Below are 15,064 nucleotides of genomic sequence, written 5' to 3' on the forward strand. Positions count from 1 at the left end.
TGGGAGTGGAATGCCAAAATACTGGGGAGTAATGTGGGGGCAAATGAGAAAACGGCCGACCAGAATACTGGTCGGCCGTTGTTATGTCCCGTTTTTAGGAGTTTGTGAGGGAGGTGCAGCTCAGGAACGCGGTCCAGGCCTCGGGGGTGTAGTCGAGGTGGCCGTGTTCGCGGTTCTGGGTGTCGCGGACGAGGACCGTCTGCCCCTCGGCTACCTCGACGCAGCTTCCCGATCCGCCGCTGTAGCTGCTCTTGTGCCAGTGGGGTTCACGCTTTGCCATCGAGTTCTTCCTTGACCTTCCTGATCAGATCCAGGCTCGCACGGGGCGACAACGCCTCCGACTGGAGAACGCCGAAGAGCGTCGCGCAGTGCTGCACCGGCATCATGTCATCCATGAGTGCTTCGCCCTCCATGTGCTCCGCGGAGGCGATCGTGGGCTTGTCGGGGAAGGTGTAGAGCCGGAAGGGCCCGGAACCGCCCGGGTGGCACTCGGCGTTAGCAGGGACCACCTGGAAGCGAATCCTCTCCTCGTCGATCAGGGTCAGGACCCGCGCGATCTGCTCGCTCAGGACCTTCCGGCCGCCCCTGATGTTGCGATGGAGCACGGCCTCCTCCACCACGACCGACACCAGCGGCGGGTTCTCGCCGGTCAGGATCTCCTGACGCTCCATGCGCAGGGCGACCATCCTCTCGACCTCCGTCGTGGAGAACCAGGGGACGGTGTCGGCGAGCAAGCCTTTGGTGTACGACTCGCACTGCACGAGCCCCGGGAAGATCACCGGCTGGTACTCGCGCAGCTCGACCGCCTCGCGCTCCAGCTGGCCGACCTCGGTGTACCAGGGCGGTAGTGCGTCGGGCGTGTTCGCGGTGTTCCAGGCCTGCTTTATCGCACCGGAGGAGCCGAACAGCTCGTCCAGCCTCTCGGCCTGTTCGACGGGCAGCTTGCGCTTGCCGCACTCCCAGGACGACATGGTGGACTGCGTCACCTTCAACGCCCGGGCGACCTGGGTTTGCTGCATCCCCACCGAGTCACGAACGCTCCTGAGCTTCTTTCCCAGGCGCACGCGCTTGGGGTCCAACTTGCGGCCCATTACGACTCCCATGTCCGGGCTATCACCGTCATCACCCATGCAAGACCCAGGCGCGACCCGATAGGGCGGAGAACGACGAAGTGTGACCGTTCGGTGATATCCCTGGCGCGCCCGAAGAGCCGTTGTTCATGGTGGTGCCGCGCGCTGCGGTGGTCGCGGCGGCGCGGAAAGGGAATTCAGGTGGGTGTGGTGATCCGTATCAATCCTGGTAAAAACGGTACTAATTGTCATCCCGACCCGTTGCCGCGGCGGGTCACCGACTCCGAAGCACGGGCGCCGATCGTGCTGGGCCGGATATCGCAGCATCACCCGAACCACGCGCTGAAACTGCCGGGGGTGCCCGATCAGGCGCGGGTGCTGCGCAGGCGCCTGGGCGCGGTGCTGCCGGACGCGCTCACGGACACGGCCCTGGCCCTGACCAGCGAACTGTTCAACAACGCCCTCGCCCACTCGCGCAGCGGGGAGGCGGGCGGCGAGGTCACCGTGATCGTGAACCGGTTCCCCGGCCGGGTCCAGATCAAGGTCATCGACCAGGGCCCGCGCGACGCGCACGCCCCCTCGCCGCACCTGCGCCCGGTCGTGCCGGTCCGTGGGGGAGGGGCGGGCGGGTTGCGCGGTGCGGGTGGGACAGGTGGCGGTGCGGGGGAGGCCAGCGGCGGCGTGGGCGGGTGGGGCCTGCGCATGGTGGCCGCGGAATCCAGCCGTTGGGGGACCCTCCACGACGGGGGCCGCACCACGGTGTGGTTCGAGCTGGACCGGCCGCGCACGCGCCCGCTGAAGTGAGGGCGGCGGAGGTGGGCTGGAACCGCGCCGACGACCTGGACCGGTACGAGACCGCGCGGGTGCTCGACCGGCGGTGCGGGCGGCTGTGGACGGTCATGTGGAGTCCGTCGATGCGGGTCTACACGGCCTTCTACCTGGGGCCGCAGGCCGTGCCGTGGCAGGCCGCGCCGTCCCCGGCCGGGCTGGTGGAGCGGTTGCGGGAAGTGGAACGCGAGGTGGCGGGGGCCGCCGGCGGTTACTGGAGCTGCCCGGTCGCGGGGTGCGTGTGGTCCTCGATCCGCCCGATGCGCCACCCGTGCCCGCTGCCCGCCGACGGCAGCCGCACCGTCGGGGTCCCCCGGCCGCGCCCGCCGAGCGCGTTGGTACGCGGCCACGGACACGGGACCGCGCACTGATGACCGGTCCCCGCGCCGGTTACTCCATCGCGCGGCCCTCGGCTTCTTCCCGGAGTTTCTCGCGGAGCCAGTCGGTCATGTACTCCTCGTCTCGCGGGAAGTAGACCAGGTCGTTGGTGAAGCCGAAGGCGGTGGGGAAGGTGATGCCGGGGTCCTCGTCGTAGTTGTAGGTGACGTTGAACCTGCCGGGCGGGGTGATGACGTACTCGAAGGAGAACCAGGTGCCCTTGCCCTCCTGGTACATTCCCGCCCTGAGTTTGTCTCGTATGAGACTGATGTCAGCGGGAGGGAATTTTCGGCGACTGGTACCGTCCCCGAACTCGACGATGAGTTCGCTGCTTGCGTGCTCGATGGCGGTCTGGACCCGGTAGGTCAGGCTCTTCCATCCTTCCGGTGCCTCGCTGAGGATACGGCTACCGATCTGGACGAGGATCTCCTGCTGCTCCTCCGGGCTGAGCCCGCCCTTCCTGGTATAGGGACCGAGCATCGGGTCTCGCTTTCGCGGTGGTCATGGCGTCTGTGCGTGAGGGTAACGGCGGGGTCGGACACCGGGTGCGCCATCACGCTCTCGCCACGCCGCGCGCCGGTGGCGAGGCCAGTACGTGATGGGACTGATACTGCCACTGGGCACTGCTTATGTGGAGTCCCCGCCAGTGCTGCACACCTTCTACGCGTGCCGTTCCGGTACGTTCTCCTCGGGGCGGGGAAGTGGTGCAGTTCCTGCCCTGTCGGGGCTCCCGGGTTCCGCCGTAGGTTCTTAGACGGGGAACTCGCCGTACCAGGATCGCTGTACGAGGTGTTTGGGTAGGTAGCCGGACTCGACCTCCAGGCGGAAGTCCGGGTCGACCTGATGGGTGTCGTAGGCCAGGCAGGCCAGGGCGAGCAGGGGCAGGGACACGACCCCTTCAATGTCTCTGGTGCGTTCGGCGTCGGAGGTCTGGTAGGTGCGGAATAGCTCCAGGCCTTGGGCGAGGGCGTCGTTGAACTTCTCGGTGTCGCGCTCGACCAGGCGCAGGAAGGTGTTCATCGGGGGGAAGACGATCATCTCCATCAGCTCGGGTGAGCCGATGTCCACTCGGTCGGGGGCGGATAGTTCCATCGCGGCCAGGAATTCCTCACCCAGGCCGGGGCGGTTGAGGACGAAGGCCTGGAGGGCGGAGATCCAGTGGTAGGTGAAGGGGTTGTACTGGGTTCCTTCGCTCTCCCCGGCCTCGCGCAGGCGGTCGACGGGGATCTCGCACAGTTGACGGTAGCGCTGCTGGTCGCGGCAGACGACGGCGAGGAAGAAAGCCGTGAGCCAGTTGCTGGCGTTGGTGCAGTAACGCGGCCCGGTGGCTTGGGGGTGTCGAACCTGGTGGTTGACCATGAGTTCGAGTTCGGTGCCCGGTGGGTTGGTGGTCATCGCGAACATGGCGTGGTGCATCTGCATCGCTGTGGTCCAGGCCTCCCAGGTGTCGAGCCTGGCCGCATCAGGGTCCGAATGGACGCTGTACATCGCGTTCAGGTAGAGCGTGGTCAGGGAGAAGTAGATGGTGCTGGCGTCCTCGGTGTCCAACCGAGCCGACCAAGCTTCGCGATTGAGCTTGTTCAGCTCCCAAATCTCTTCCTCGGGCTCGCGGTTCAGGTCGTGCCGGGGCACATAAGTGTTCATGAAGCCTTCTCGGACAAGTCGAAAATCTGGTGACAGAGGCTCGCCGAACTGCTTACTCCGCCCGTAGCCGTTCATCGCCACGGGTATGAAACGGGGTTTCTTCGGCCGCGTCCCGCAGGACACGGCCGAAGCAAGAAACAGAATGTTTATTTCATTGCCCGGCCCTCGGCCTCTTCCTGGAGTTTCTCGCGGAGCCAGTCGGTCATGTAGTCCTCGTCGCGCGGGAAGTACTTGAGGTCGTTGGTGTAGCCGAAGGCGGTGGGGAAGGTGATGCCGGGGTCCTCGTCGTAGTTGTAGGTGACGTTGAACCTGCCGCGTGGAGTGATGACGTACTCGAAGGAGAACCAGGTGCCCTTGCCCTCCTGGTACATCCCCGCTCTGAGGTCGTCGATCATCATGCCCATGCCGGATGGAGGAGATTTCCGACAGGTCGTCCCGTACCCGAACTCGACGATGATCAAGCCGGTCGAATGGTCGATAACCGCCTTTTCCGTGTAGACGATTCGTGTCCATCCTTCGGGGGCTTCATCGAGGATGCGTCCACCGATCTGCGTGAGGATCTTCTGCTGCTCTTCCGGTCCCAGATGTCCGTGCTGGAAATGGCTCATCGCTCGGTTGTCCTCCGTAGCCGGGGCGGTTCCTCGGATTCCGCCGTAGGTTCTTAGACGGGGAACTCGCCGTACCAGGATCGCTGTACGAGGTGTTTGGGCAGGTACTCCGACTCCACGTCGAGGGAGAAGTCGCCGCGTTGGGACTTGTCGTAAGCCAGGCAGGCCCACGCCAGCAGCCCGAGCGGAACGATGCCCTGGGCCCCGGGCGGGGCGTCCTCGCGGGTGTGGTAGCTCTTGAAGCCCTCCAGAGCGAAGACGAGCGTTTCGTTGAACTTGGTGGAGTCTCCCATCAGCAGACGGCGGAAGACCTCCATCTTCGGGAAGATCAGCAGATCAAGGGCTTCGCCGCCGAAGGCGCCACTGCGGGGAGAGGACTGTTCCATGGCCGACCGCAGTTCACGGACCAGGTCATCGGTGCCGTTGACGTAGGCCTGGAGGGCGGCGATCCAGTGGTAGCTGTACTCGTTGTACCGCACCTTTGCGCCCTCGGCCGCGCGGCGCAGGTGTTCCACGGGGACGCGGCACAGGGCGTCGGCGCGGGCGTTGTCGCGGCAGACGACCGCCAGGTAGAACGCCTTCTCCCACGTGGCAGGGTCGGCGCAGTGGAGCATCCCGGGCGCAGTGAGCGCACGGACCTCATGGTCGATCAGGTACGCGACCTGTGTCCCCTCCTCCGCCTCGGAGACGGCGAAGACAGCGCCGTGGAGCTGCATCGCCTTGGTCCACGCTTCCCAAGTCTCCACCGTCGCAGCTGTGGGCTCCAGCAGGAGAGAGAGCTCAGCGACTCGGTAGGCCGGTGTGAGAGACAGGTCAATGTTGGAGCAGTCCTGCTCCAAGTTCCGGATCTGCTGCGTGTTTCCCTCGATCTTGAGGTTGAGGAACTGCTGGTTGACACCGTGTTCGATGCAGTGTCGGGAGATATAGGTGGTCATGAGGCCTTCTCAGACAAGTCGAAGGTCCGGCGACAGTGCCTCCCCGAGCTCCTCCTTCCGCCCGTAGCAGTTCATCGCCACGGGTATAAAACGAGGTTCTTCGGCCGCGTCCCGCAGGACACGGCCGAAGCAAGAAACAGAATGTTTATTCCATTGCCCGGCCCTCGGCCTCTTCCTGGAGTTTCTCGCGGAGCCAGTCGGTCATGTAGTCCTCGTCGCGCGGGAAGTACTTGAGGTCGTTGGTGTAGCCGAAGGCGGTGGGGAAGGTGATGCCGGGGTCCTCGTCGTAGTTGTAGGTGACGTTGAACCTGCCGGGCGGGGTGATGACGTACTCGAAGGAGAACCAGGTGCCCTTGCCCTCCTGGTACATCCCCGCCCTGAGGTCGTCGATCATCAGACCCATGCCGCTCGGAACGGACTCCCTCTGACTGGTTCCGTCCTCGAATTCAACGACGAGGGTGCTCGTGGACTGTTCGATAACGGATTTCCTGGTGTAGACGATCTTTGCCCATCCGTCGGGGGCTTGGTCAAGGATCCGTGCCCCGATTTGCGTCAGGATATCCTGTTGCTCATCTGGGGTTAGATGGCCTCTTTGGAAGTGATGGTTGACCATGAGACTTAATTCCTTCCCTAGTCCACGAGGGGTGGTACGTTGTTGTACTCTCGGTTTTCCATTCTAACCCCGTTGAGGACCCATTCGACCTCAATCCTGCTCGGTGGTGGCAAGTGACGGTTTCCGGACTTGTCGTACACCGGTGGCAGGCTGGGGTCGTAGATGTTAGTGATCTTAACGTCGATCTTGGGGTTATTCGGATTCAGTGCGAGGGCGGCGTCCCAGCTCCCGTCATTGAATTTGGGGTTGGTGAATCCATGCCAGGAGCCCTTGTCGCGCATGATTCCACGCCAGGAGCGCTCGATGTTCCGGTAACTTCCCTCGATGCCGCCCCGTACTTCTTCGGGGATGTCATCCAGGGCGGTCTCGGTCCTGTTCTGGTTCACGTCGAACCGCATCGGGACCATGTTCAGGCGCTCGCCGATACCGAAGAACTCCGCATACCCGATCAGGTGGCCGCCGTCCCACTGGATGTCCTGGTACTGGGGAACCTCACCCGCCTCCGGCGGACGGCCGTTCGCCGCTTCGAAGTCATCGCGGATCTTCTGGTTCAGCTGTTCGTAGTAGTCCGAACCCTGGCTGTTGACCTTGGACTGTTCGCTTTCGTTGCGGACGTTCGGTTCCTTGTGCAGCGTTCCCTCGACGGAGACCGTCCGGCCGTACTCGTCGGTCCTGTAGGTGTAGCCGTCCACGTTGAAGGTCATGTCCGGCCGGGGGTTGAGGTACTCCGGATGTTCGGAGTTCCAACCCTTGGACTCGGTCCGGATCTCCCTGATGTTCCCGTCTGCGTCGGTGATGTAATCCGTGTGCAGGTCGCTGCCCGGTTCGTAGAGCCTGTACCTGCTGTTCGGCTCCAGAACGCGGTTGCTGACGTTGCCGTTGTCGTCCCTGATCTCACCGAAGCGCAGGCCGTCCCTGGGGAGGAGTTCCCGGACCCTGGGGTCGGTGCTCTCCGGTCGCAGGTCGGGCTGGTTCCTGATCGGGGTGTTCTGCGGGCCGTCGTTCCGGCCGCCGAGGATGTCGCCTCCGGCACTGCCCGGCCGCGTGTCGCCGGGGCCCCGACCGTTGCCGCCCGTGCTGTGCGTGTTGCCACCGCCGTCGCCGGACCCGTCCAGGACGTCCGTGCCGCCACGGGAGTTCCCGCCGGTGTCCAGCGGGTCACTACCGTTGCCGCCGGTGCTGTTGGTGACCGTGGGCGTGCGGTCCCGCATCTGCGGGCCGTCGTCGCCGAGGTCCGTGTCGCGGTGGTCGTCCGGGAGTCGGCGGGGACCGTCGCCGCCGGTGCCGGTGAGGTCCACCCGGTCGTGGGACGGCGGGTTGGGGACGTCCCGGCTGGCGTCGAACGTGTCGTTGTTCCCGCCGCCGACGAGGGCGGGCACCCTGCCCGCGTCCGGGCCGTCCGGGGACTGCCTGGCCTCCCACGCCGGGTAGTCCGAGGCGCGCGCGTTCATGTCGTTGAACACGGCCTCCAGGGACGGGTCCAGGCCCAGCTCCTCCAAGTCGGACCGCCCGGAACGGTTCGTCCGGGGGGAACCGCTGTCGCCGCCCTCCTCGCCGAGGACCCGGCGGCCGGTGTCGCCCAGCTCGGCGAAGTCCGGGTGGGAGGCCAGCAGCTCCATGAGTTCCTGGCTGTCGTCGAGCTGGCGCGTGGTCGGGTGCACGGCGGGTCGGGTGTCGGCGGGGCCGCCCTCCCCGTCGCCGTGGTGGTTGGCGACGCGCTGGCTGTTGGAGCCCTCGGAGCCGTTCCCGTCGCCGCCGGAGCCGTTGCCGCCCGGGCCGTCCCCGCCGCCGAAGAAGTTCCCGCCGGCGAACCTGCTCAGCAGGTTCTGCATCTCCGACAGCCGGGAGGTGCTGAAGGCGCCCTGCCGGAGCTGGCCCAGGTCGATCCTCAGGTCGGCCAGGGAGACGTTGCCGAACCGGGGCAGGCTCAGGTTGATCCGGCTCATGTCCGGCACGTCCACGTCCGGGACGCTCGGCCCGTCCCCGCCCATCCGGTTGAGCATGGCCGACCCGCGCCAGGCCATCAGCGGCGCGCCCACGACCGCGCCCACGCCGGTCGCGGTCAGGGCGGCGCCGCCCACGGTCGCGCCGATGTTGAGCAGGGCGGTCCCGATGACGTAGCCGGGCCGATCGCCCCACTCCTCCCAGGGCACCACCGCGTGCGCGGCGTCCTTCCAGGCGTTGCCGACGGTGCCCCAGCCCGACCAGCCCCAGCTGTCGTTCTCGGAGTCGTACATGCCCGCCAGCGAGGCCAGCGACTGGAGGTTGCCCTCGTGGTACTCCCACATGGCGTCGCCCCAGGACATCTCGAACCAGCCCTCGGAGCTGTACATCCCGGTGATGCCGCCGACGTCCTCCGCGATCCCCACGACGAAGTCGCCCACCGCGGCCCCCGCGTCGATCCACCAGCCGTGGTCGGTCTCCATGGGACCGCCCCAGGGCATGGCGACGTCGCCGAGGTAGCCGTCGTAGCCGTGCTCGAACTCGCCCGGCGCGGACTCCCCGTCGCCGTCGCCCGCTACGAAGTTGGTGCGGTCGGGGATGTCGGCGTTGATCGCGTTGGCGCAGGCGCGCTCGGCCTCCTCGTACTCCCGCCGCAGCGCGTCCGCGCGGTCGAGCAGCGCCTGGTGCTCCTCCACCTTGTCGCTCTCGCGGCCCAGCAGCCTGTCGACGAACCCGTCGGCCTTGCGCCAGTCGTCGTCGCCCTCGATGGAGCTGAGGAAGGCGTAGGAGTCGGTCTCCAGCGTGCTCCACTTGCCCTTGATGTCGCGGACGGCCGCGGCGAAGGTCTCCAGCGCGCTCGCGGCCTTGTCGAAGGAGGTCTCCACCTTGTCGCCGTCGGTCGCGACCGGGTCCACCACGGCGTACAGGGTCTCGGCCTCGGGCGCGGAGTAGCACGAGGACAGGCCCGCCCAGGCGCTCTTGATGTCGCCGCCGATTCCGGCGACGTTGGCTCCCTCCTGGCGCAGTTCCCTGGCCTGCCTCTCCAGCGTGGCGGGGACGGCGGTCGGAATGGGGAAGGTCGCGGGGTTGATCAGGCCGCCCGTGGGCGTGCACATGTCGGTCAAGGGACGCCTCCGTCTGGGAGCTGGGGGAAGAACGCGGTGGGGGTCCTCGGGGCCGGGGGACCGGGGCCGGGGGGAGGGACGGGAGGAATCGGGGCGGAGGGCACCGCCCCGGCCGGGGCGGGGACCGCTACACGGGTACGTGGGGCCCGTACTGCGGGGGCGGCTCGGGTTCGGGGATCACGCCCGCGTTCTCCTGCGCCTCGGCGGCCATCTCCAGGTTGCCGTTGAAGTAGTGGGTGACGGCCGTGCTGGTGCTGGACACGGCGCCCACGGCCAACCCGGCCATGTCGCCCATGAGACCGAAGTTGTGCTCGGCGAACTCGCCCAGCGCGATGCTGACGGGCGTGCTGTCGGCCTCCTCGTTGATGGCCGTGATGAGGTTCTCGGCGGAGGTCATGGCGCCGACGAGGCCTTCGTCGCCGCCCTCCTCGCCGATGTGGTCGGCGACGCTGGTCAGCACGGCGCCCACCTCGGCGGGCTGGATGTTCCACCCGGTCATGCGGACACTCTCCTCTCAGGGGCTCTCGGAGCTCTCGGGGGGCTTTCAGGAGTCTCCGGGGCGCGAGAAGGCGCCCGCGCGGAAGTTGGCGGGCGGCGCCGCGTCCGCGGGCGCGGCCCCCTCCCGGAACTGGACGGTCTGGATCTGCTCGTTGAGCATGCCCAGGGAGGCGTGCAGGGTGGCGAGGTCGTCCCGGAGCCGGGAGCGCATCCGCGCGGAGGCCATGACGAGCCTGGGGTGGACGCCGCGGGCGGCGCCCCCGTCGGAGGCCTCGGGCAGATCCTCGTCGAGGACGGCCTGTTCGTCGCTCGGCTCCACCAGGTCGAACTTCATGTACTCCCCCTCTCGGCCGGGCCGTGTCCGTTCCTTGTGACGTCCGAAGGCCCTCGGTGGTTCGGGAAACCTCGCGCACACCCTATTCTTGCGCGCGGACAGTCCTTCTGCCCAGGGGTTGTCCGCTTCGCGCCAGGGAGTCCGCTCCGTACGGACCCGCGGGGTCGGGGCGCTCGGGCCGCACCCTTAGTCTTGTGCCCATGACCCGCGCCAAACTCGACAAGAAGCCCCAGGACGTCGCGGCGATGTTCGACGGCATCGCCGACAGGTACGACCTCGTCAACGACGTCATCTCGCTGGGCCAGGACCGCATCTGGCGCAAGGCCGCGGTCAACGCGGTCGACGCCTACAGCGGCGAACTCGTCCTGGACCTGGCGGCGGGGACGGGCACCTCCTCGGAGTCCTTCGTCAGGAAGGGCGCCCGCGTGGTGGCCTGCGACTTCTCCCTCGGCATGCTCCGCGCCGGGGTGCGGCGGCGCGGGGGGGCCTCCCGGGGCGGCGTGACCTTCGTGGCGGGCGACGCCCTGCACCTGCCCTTCGCCGACGAGACCTTCGACGCGGTCACGATCTCCTTCGGCCTGCGCAACGTCAACGACGTGGACCAGGCGCTGCGCGAGCTGCGGCGGGTCACCAAGGTCGGCGGGCGGATGGTCATCTGCGAGTTCAGCCACATCCCGGTCGAGTTCGTGGACCGGCTCTACTCCACCTACCTCATGGGCGCGCTGCCCAAGATCGCGGGCATGGTGTCCGGCAGCGGCGAGTCCTACGACTACCTGTCCGAGTCGATCATGGCCTGGCCCAAGCAGCCCGAGCTGGCGCGCCGCCTCCAGGACGCGGGCTGGTCGCGGGTGGCCTGGCGCAACCTGTCGACGGGGATCGTCGCGCTGCACCGAGGCTTCCGCGACAAGTAGCGGCACGGTCCGGAACGTTTCGGGTGTGACGCCAGGGGTGTCGGAAGCGCCAGAGGTATCGCGCTCGCGCTGATCCCGCTCCTGGCGTCGCGTTCTGCTCCTGGCTCCATGTTCGCGGCCGGGGTCGTCTCCGGCGGCGGCCACGCCGGGAGGGCCGTTCCCCGACCGCGCCACCGAACCCCCCCGGGGCCCGTCCCCGCGAGTCCCGCGGTCTCGCGCCGAGTTCGTCCCGCGGACCCCGCACGGCCGGGGCACACCAGGCATAAAAATTTCGTAATCCCGAGGAGTGCCCCGCTCCTCGGGATTTTCGTGTTGCCCGTGTGGCGCCTGGGGCAGTGGTCACCATTCTGAACTGGGGCTCTCGCGGAGCGTGACGTTGTTCGGGGCGTGTGAAGCCTTCTGGGGCCTATATCCCCTTTGGTAGCAGGCCGTCTGAATACCCCCCGGGGACTCGCCTCCGACTGCGGGAGGGTCTAGACTGCCGAAAAGGGCTTGTGAAGTGCTTCACAAGTCTAGGAGGTATAGGACACATGCCTCTATGTCGGACATAACGGACTCCCCACAGCACCCATACAACTCCCCCCGTGAGCGGGTCCATCCCGCAGGCAGACCCGCCACGGTGCATCCGCGCGAGCAGTCGAGGACCCACCCGTGAGCGAGACAGCCACCTCCTCTCCCCGAGGCCGGGAGCGGACCGAGTACGACGCCGACGTGATCGTGGTCGGCGCAGGTCCCTCCGGCTCCACCACCGCCTACTACCTTGCCCAGGCAGGACTGGACGTCCTGCTCCTGGAGAAGACCTCCTTCCCGAGGGAGAAGGTCTGCGGAGACGGACTCACCCCCCGCGCGGTGAAGCAGCTCACCGCCATGGGTGTCACCTTCGACGACCCGGGGTGGATGAAGAACCACGGCCTGCGCATCATCGGCGCGGGCGTCCGCCTGGAGCTGCCCTGGCCCGACCTGGCCGCCTACCCGGGTTTCGGCCTCGTGCGCACCCGTTACGACTTCGACCAGATCGTGGTCAACCGCGCGGTGGCCGCCGGGGCCAAGCTCCTGGAGCGCACCACCGTCACCGGCCCCCTCATGGACGAGCGCAGCAACCGCATCGTCGGAGTCCGGGCCAAGAACGCCGACCGCGAGCCCGTCACCTTCCGGGCGCCGCTGGTCGTGGCCGCCGACGGCAACTCCTCCCGGCTGTCCGTGGCCATGGGCATCCGCAAGCGCGACGACCGGCCCATGGGCGTGGCCGTGCGCACCTACTTCGAGAGCCCCCGCCACGAGGACGACTACCTGGAGTCCTGGCTGGAGCTGTGGGACCGCAGCGGCGACAAGGACGTCCTCCTGCCCGGCTACGGCTGGGTCTTCGGCGTCGGCGACGGCACCAGCAACGTCGGCCTGGGCATCCTCAACTCCACCGCGTCCTTCCAGGACATGGACTACCGCAAGCTCCTGCGCCGCTGGACCGAGTCCATGCCCGAGGAGTGGGGCTTCACCGAGGACAACCAGAAGGGCGCCATCCGCGGCGCCGCACTGCCCATGGGCTTCAACCGGGTGCCGCACTACTCCCGCGGCCTCATGCTCGTCGGCGACGCGGGCGGCATGGTCAACCCCTTCAACGGCGAGGGCATCGCCTACGCCATGGAGGCCGGGAACATCGCCGCCGACGTGATCGTGCAGGCGCACGGCAGACCCACCCAGCAGACCCGCGAGCGGGCCCTGCTGCGCTACCCGGACGTGCTCGCCGACACCTACGGCGGCTACTACACGCTCGGCCGCTACTTCGTGAAGGTCATCGGCCAGCCCGAGTTCATGAAGTACGCGACCAGGTACGGCCTGCGCCAGCGCACCCTCATGAAGTTCGTGCTGAAGATGCTGGCCAACCTCACCGAGCCCACGCAGGGAGACGCCATGGACAGGGTCATCAACGGCCTGTCCCGCATCGCCCCCGCGGCCTGACGGGCGGGTCCGGGCGCCCGCGCCCGGACCCGCCCGGACGGGGGCGCCGCCTCCCGGGGAGGACCGGAGCCGCACGAGCGCCGACAGCCGGGCGCCGCGGCGCCGAGGCCCCCGGGACACGGGGCGCCGACCCAGCCGTGACACACAACCCACCGGGCGGTCGAGCCCGGCTCCACAACAGGACACACGGGACGACCGGAGATGAGCCCGCACAAGTGAAAGCAATCACAAGCGCTCCCGGCACGCCGCGCGGGCGTGCCCAGCAGCCAGGAGGAGGGTGAGCGTGGAGCTGTACACACCGATCTTCGTGCTCGGCGGGATCGGCGCCGCGTTCGTCGTGGTGTCGATGGTCGCCGGTGCGGTCCTGGGGCCCAAGCGCTACAACCGCGCCAAGATGCAGGCCTACGAGTGCGGCATCGAGCCCACGCCGCAGCCCGCGGGCGGCGGCCGGTTCACCGTCAAGTACTACATGACGGCCATGATGTTCATCGTCTTCGACATCGAGATCATCTTCCTCATCCCCTGGGCCGTGCACTTCGACGCCCTGGGCTGGTTCGGACTGGTCGCGATCGTCCTCTTCCTGGTGAACGTCTCCATCGCCTACGCCTACGAGTGGCGCCGGGGAGGCCTCGAATGGGACTGAACAGTGCTCGCCTTGGGCCTCCGCTCCGCTGCCCACCCGTCACCCGCCACCACCCTCAACCGACGCCTACGGCGCAGTTCCTCCCTTGTTCGGGCGTCCCGAGGGCGGGAACCTTCGGCCTCTACGCGCCAGTCCTCGTTCCTCGGACAGGCGCTTTGAGACCTCCAGAACCCCGCCGACGCCCGAACGCGGACCACCGCGGCAAAGCGCCGACCGCAGAGCACACCCAGCAGCCCAGCCCGGAGGAGGAGAGCGTCTGATGGGACTCGAGGAGAAACTGCCCAGCGGCATCATGCTCACGACCGTCGAGCAGGTCGTGGGCCTGGCCCGCAAGAGCTCCATGTGGCCCGCCACGTTCGGCCTGGCCTGCTGCGCCATCGAGATGATGTCCGTCGGCGGCCCGCACTACGACCTGGCGCGGTTCGGCATGGAGAAGTTCGGCGCCACCCCGCGCCAGGCCGACCTGATGATCGTGGCCGGGCGGGTGAGCCAGAAGATGGCCCCCGTCCTGCGCCAGATCTACGACCAGATGCCCGAGCCCAAGTGGGTCATCGCGATGGGCGTGTGCGCCTCCAGCGGCGGCATGTTCAACAACTACGCGATCGTCCAGGGCGTGGACCACGTCGTCCCCGTGGACATGTACCTGCCCGGCTGCCCGCCGCGGCCGGAGATGCTCCTGGACGCCGTGCTCAAGCTGCACGACAAGGTGCAGAACACCAAGCTCGGCGCCCACCGGGAGCAGGAGATCACCGAGAACGAGGAGCGGATGCTCCGCCGTTCGCTGCCGCTGGTGAGCAAGGACTGACATGAGTACCGACAACGAACGCGAACGCGACGAGGAAGCGGCCAACCTCCCCGACAAGCTGGGCCGCGAGCGGTTGGCCGCGCCGGTCCGGCGCACCGGGATGTTCGGCGCCACGACCACCGGCGACACCTCCGGCTTCGGCCGCCTGCAGGTGCGGGGGAGCGCTCCCGTGCGCAGCCAGCGCCCCTACACCGACCCCGAGGACGCGCGCACCGCCGACTTCGACCGGGTGGCCGACGACCTGGAGGCCGCCCTGGGAGAGGACGCCGGAGCGGTCGAGCGGGTCGAGGTGGCCCGCGGCGAACTGACCTTCCACACCCGCCGCGAGGCGCTGCCGAGGCTGGCCCGCCTGCTGCGCGACGAGCCCGCCCTGCGCTACGAGCTGTGCCTGGGCGTGACGGGCGTGCACTTCCCCGACGACGCCGGCCGGGAGCTGCACGCGGTCTACCACTTCCGGTCGATCACCCACAACAGCGAGATCCGCGTCGCCACCACCTGCCCCGACGCCGACCCGCACGTGCCCTCGATCGTGTCGGTCTACCCGACCAACGACTGGCACGAGCGCGAGGCCTGGGACTTCTTCGGGATCGTCTTCGACGGCCACCCGGCGCTGACCCGCATCCAGATGCCCGACGACTGGCACGGCCACCCCCAGCGCAAGGACTACCCGCTGGGCGGCATCCCGGTCGAGTACAGGGGAGCCACCGTGCCCCCGCCGGACGAGCGGAGGTCCTACAAGTGAGCCCCGCCAACCCCACGCACTCCGTCACAGA

The 15,064-nt window shown here is 67.9% G+C and carries 17 protein-coding genes; 7 read left to right on the top strand and 10 right to left on the bottom strand.

Going from position 1 to position 15,064, the window contains the following annotated elements; all coding sequences use genetic code 11:
• Window positions 1–94: 94 nt before the first annotated feature.
• Both UIS43_RS20815 and UIS43_RS20820 read right to left on the bottom strand, forming a co-directional pair.
• A complete protein-coding gene (locus tag UIS43_RS20815) occupies window positions 95–280 on the bottom strand; it encodes a DUF397 domain-containing protein (RefSeq protein WP_370011380.1) in 186 nt (61 codons plus the stop codon).
• Window positions 267–1,091 (bottom strand): helix-turn-helix domain-containing protein, encoded by an 825-nt coding sequence (locus UIS43_RS20820; RefSeq protein ID WP_370011382.1) that lies wholly within the window; start codon window positions 1,089–1,091, stop codon window positions 267–269. Before UIS43_RS20820 ends, UIS43_RS20815 begins: the two co-directional genes overlap by 14 nt.
• 336 nt (window positions 1,092–1,427) lie before the next feature.
• On the opposite strand from UIS43_RS20820, the gene UIS43_RS20825 reads away from it, so the two are divergent.
• Both UIS43_RS20825 and UIS43_RS20830 read left to right on the top strand, forming a co-directional pair.
• A complete protein-coding gene (locus UIS43_RS20825; protein ID WP_370011384.1) occupies window positions 1,428–1,874 on the top strand; it encodes an ATP-binding protein in 447 nt (148 codons plus the stop codon).
• An 11-nt stretch (window positions 1,875–1,885) separates the two neighbouring features.
• Window positions 1,886–2,269, top strand: coding sequence for a hypothetical protein (locus UIS43_RS20830; RefSeq protein WP_370011386.1), 384 nt, complete (start codon window positions 1,886–1,888; stop codon window positions 2,267–2,269).
• 19 nt (window positions 2,270–2,288) lie between these two features.
• Here UIS43_RS20830 and UIS43_RS20835 read toward each other — a convergent pair whose 3' ends face one another.
• The 8 genes from UIS43_RS20835 to UIS43_RS20870 all read right to left on the bottom strand — a co-directional run bounded on the left by UIS43_RS20835 (window position 2,289) and on the right by UIS43_RS20870 (window position 9,976).
• Window positions 2,289–2,756, bottom strand: a complete 468-nt coding sequence (locus UIS43_RS20835; RefSeq protein WP_370011388.1) for a hypothetical protein — start codon at window positions 2,754–2,756, stop codon at window positions 2,289–2,291.
• Between the two features lie 270 nt (window positions 2,757–3,026).
• Complete coding sequence (locus tag UIS43_RS20840; RefSeq protein WP_370011390.1) at window positions 3,027–3,920, bottom strand: immunity 49 family protein; 894 nt, start codon at window positions 3,918–3,920, stop codon at window positions 3,027–3,029.
• A 146-nt stretch (window positions 3,921–4,066) separates the two neighbouring features.
• Complete coding sequence (locus UIS43_RS20845) at window positions 4,067–4,381, bottom strand: immunity protein YezG family protein (protein ID WP_370011392.1); 315 nt, start codon at window positions 4,379–4,381, stop codon at window positions 4,067–4,069.
• 200 nt (window positions 4,382–4,581) lie between these two features.
• Complete coding sequence (locus UIS43_RS20850; RefSeq protein ID WP_370011394.1) at window positions 4,582–5,463, bottom strand: immunity 49 family protein; 882 nt, start codon at window positions 5,461–5,463, stop codon at window positions 4,582–4,584.
• Between the two features lie 145 nt (window positions 5,464–5,608).
• Entirely contained in the window at window positions 5,609–5,857 is a 249-nt protein-coding gene (locus tag UIS43_RS20855; protein WP_358416429.1) for an immunity protein YezG family protein, read from the bottom strand.
• 236 nt (window positions 5,858–6,093) lie between these two features.
• The gene (locus UIS43_RS20860) at window positions 6,094–9,135 is read right to left on the bottom strand and encodes a DNA/RNA non-specific endonuclease (RefSeq protein WP_370013269.1); all 3,042 of its coding nucleotides are present in this window, start codon (window positions 9,133–9,135) and stop codon (window positions 6,094–6,096) included.
• A gap of 136 nt (window positions 9,136–9,271) precedes the next feature.
• Window positions 9,272–9,643: a DUF6507 family protein gene (locus UIS43_RS20865; RefSeq protein WP_370011396.1), complete on the bottom strand. Its 372-nt coding sequence runs from the start codon at window positions 9,641–9,643 to the stop codon at window positions 9,272–9,274.
• 45 nt (window positions 9,644–9,688) lie between these two features.
• Window positions 9,689–9,976 carry a hypothetical protein gene (locus tag UIS43_RS20870; RefSeq protein WP_370011398.1) on the bottom strand — a complete coding sequence of 96 codons (288 nt, stop codon included), beginning with the start codon at window positions 9,974–9,976 and terminating at the stop codon, window positions 9,689–9,691.
• 200 nt (window positions 9,977–10,176) lie between these two features.
• Here UIS43_RS20870 and UIS43_RS20875 point away from each other — a divergent pair, with 200 nt between their 5' ends.
• The 5 genes from UIS43_RS20875 (at window position 10,177) to UIS43_RS20895 (ending at window position 15,033) form a co-directional block, all read left to right on the top strand.
• Window positions 10,177–10,887: a demethylmenaquinone methyltransferase gene (locus UIS43_RS20875; RefSeq protein ID WP_013156039.1), complete on the top strand. Its 711-nt coding sequence runs from the start codon at window positions 10,177–10,179 to the stop codon at window positions 10,885–10,887.
• 651 nt (window positions 10,888–11,538) lie between these two features.
• Entirely contained in the window at window positions 11,539–12,843 is a 1,305-nt protein-coding gene (locus UIS43_RS20880) for a geranylgeranyl reductase family protein (protein ID WP_013156040.1), read from the top strand.
• Window positions 12,844–13,126: 283 nt separating this feature from the next.
• On the top strand, window positions 13,127–13,486 hold the full coding sequence (locus tag UIS43_RS20885; protein ID WP_026114451.1) for an NADH-quinone oxidoreductase subunit A: 360 nt from the start codon (window positions 13,127–13,129) through the stop codon (window positions 13,484–13,486).
• A 259-nt stretch (window positions 13,487–13,745) separates the two neighbouring features.
• Window positions 13,746–14,291, top strand: a complete 546-nt coding sequence (locus UIS43_RS20890) for an NADH-quinone oxidoreductase subunit B family protein (RefSeq protein WP_013156042.1) — start codon at window positions 13,746–13,748, stop codon at window positions 14,289–14,291.
• Between the two features lies 1 nt (window position 14,292).
• Window positions 14,293–15,033 (top strand): NADH-quinone oxidoreductase subunit C, encoded by a 741-nt coding sequence (locus tag UIS43_RS20895; RefSeq protein ID WP_013156043.1) that lies wholly within the window; start codon window positions 14,293–14,295, stop codon window positions 15,031–15,033.
• The last annotated feature ends 31 nt before the right edge of the window (window positions 15,034–15,064 follow it).

This window comes from Nocardiopsis sp. LDBS0036 (assembly GCF_041228755.1).
GTDB classification, from domain to species: domain Bacteria; phylum Actinomycetota; class Actinomycetes; order Streptosporangiales; family Streptosporangiaceae; genus Nocardiopsis; species Nocardiopsis dassonvillei.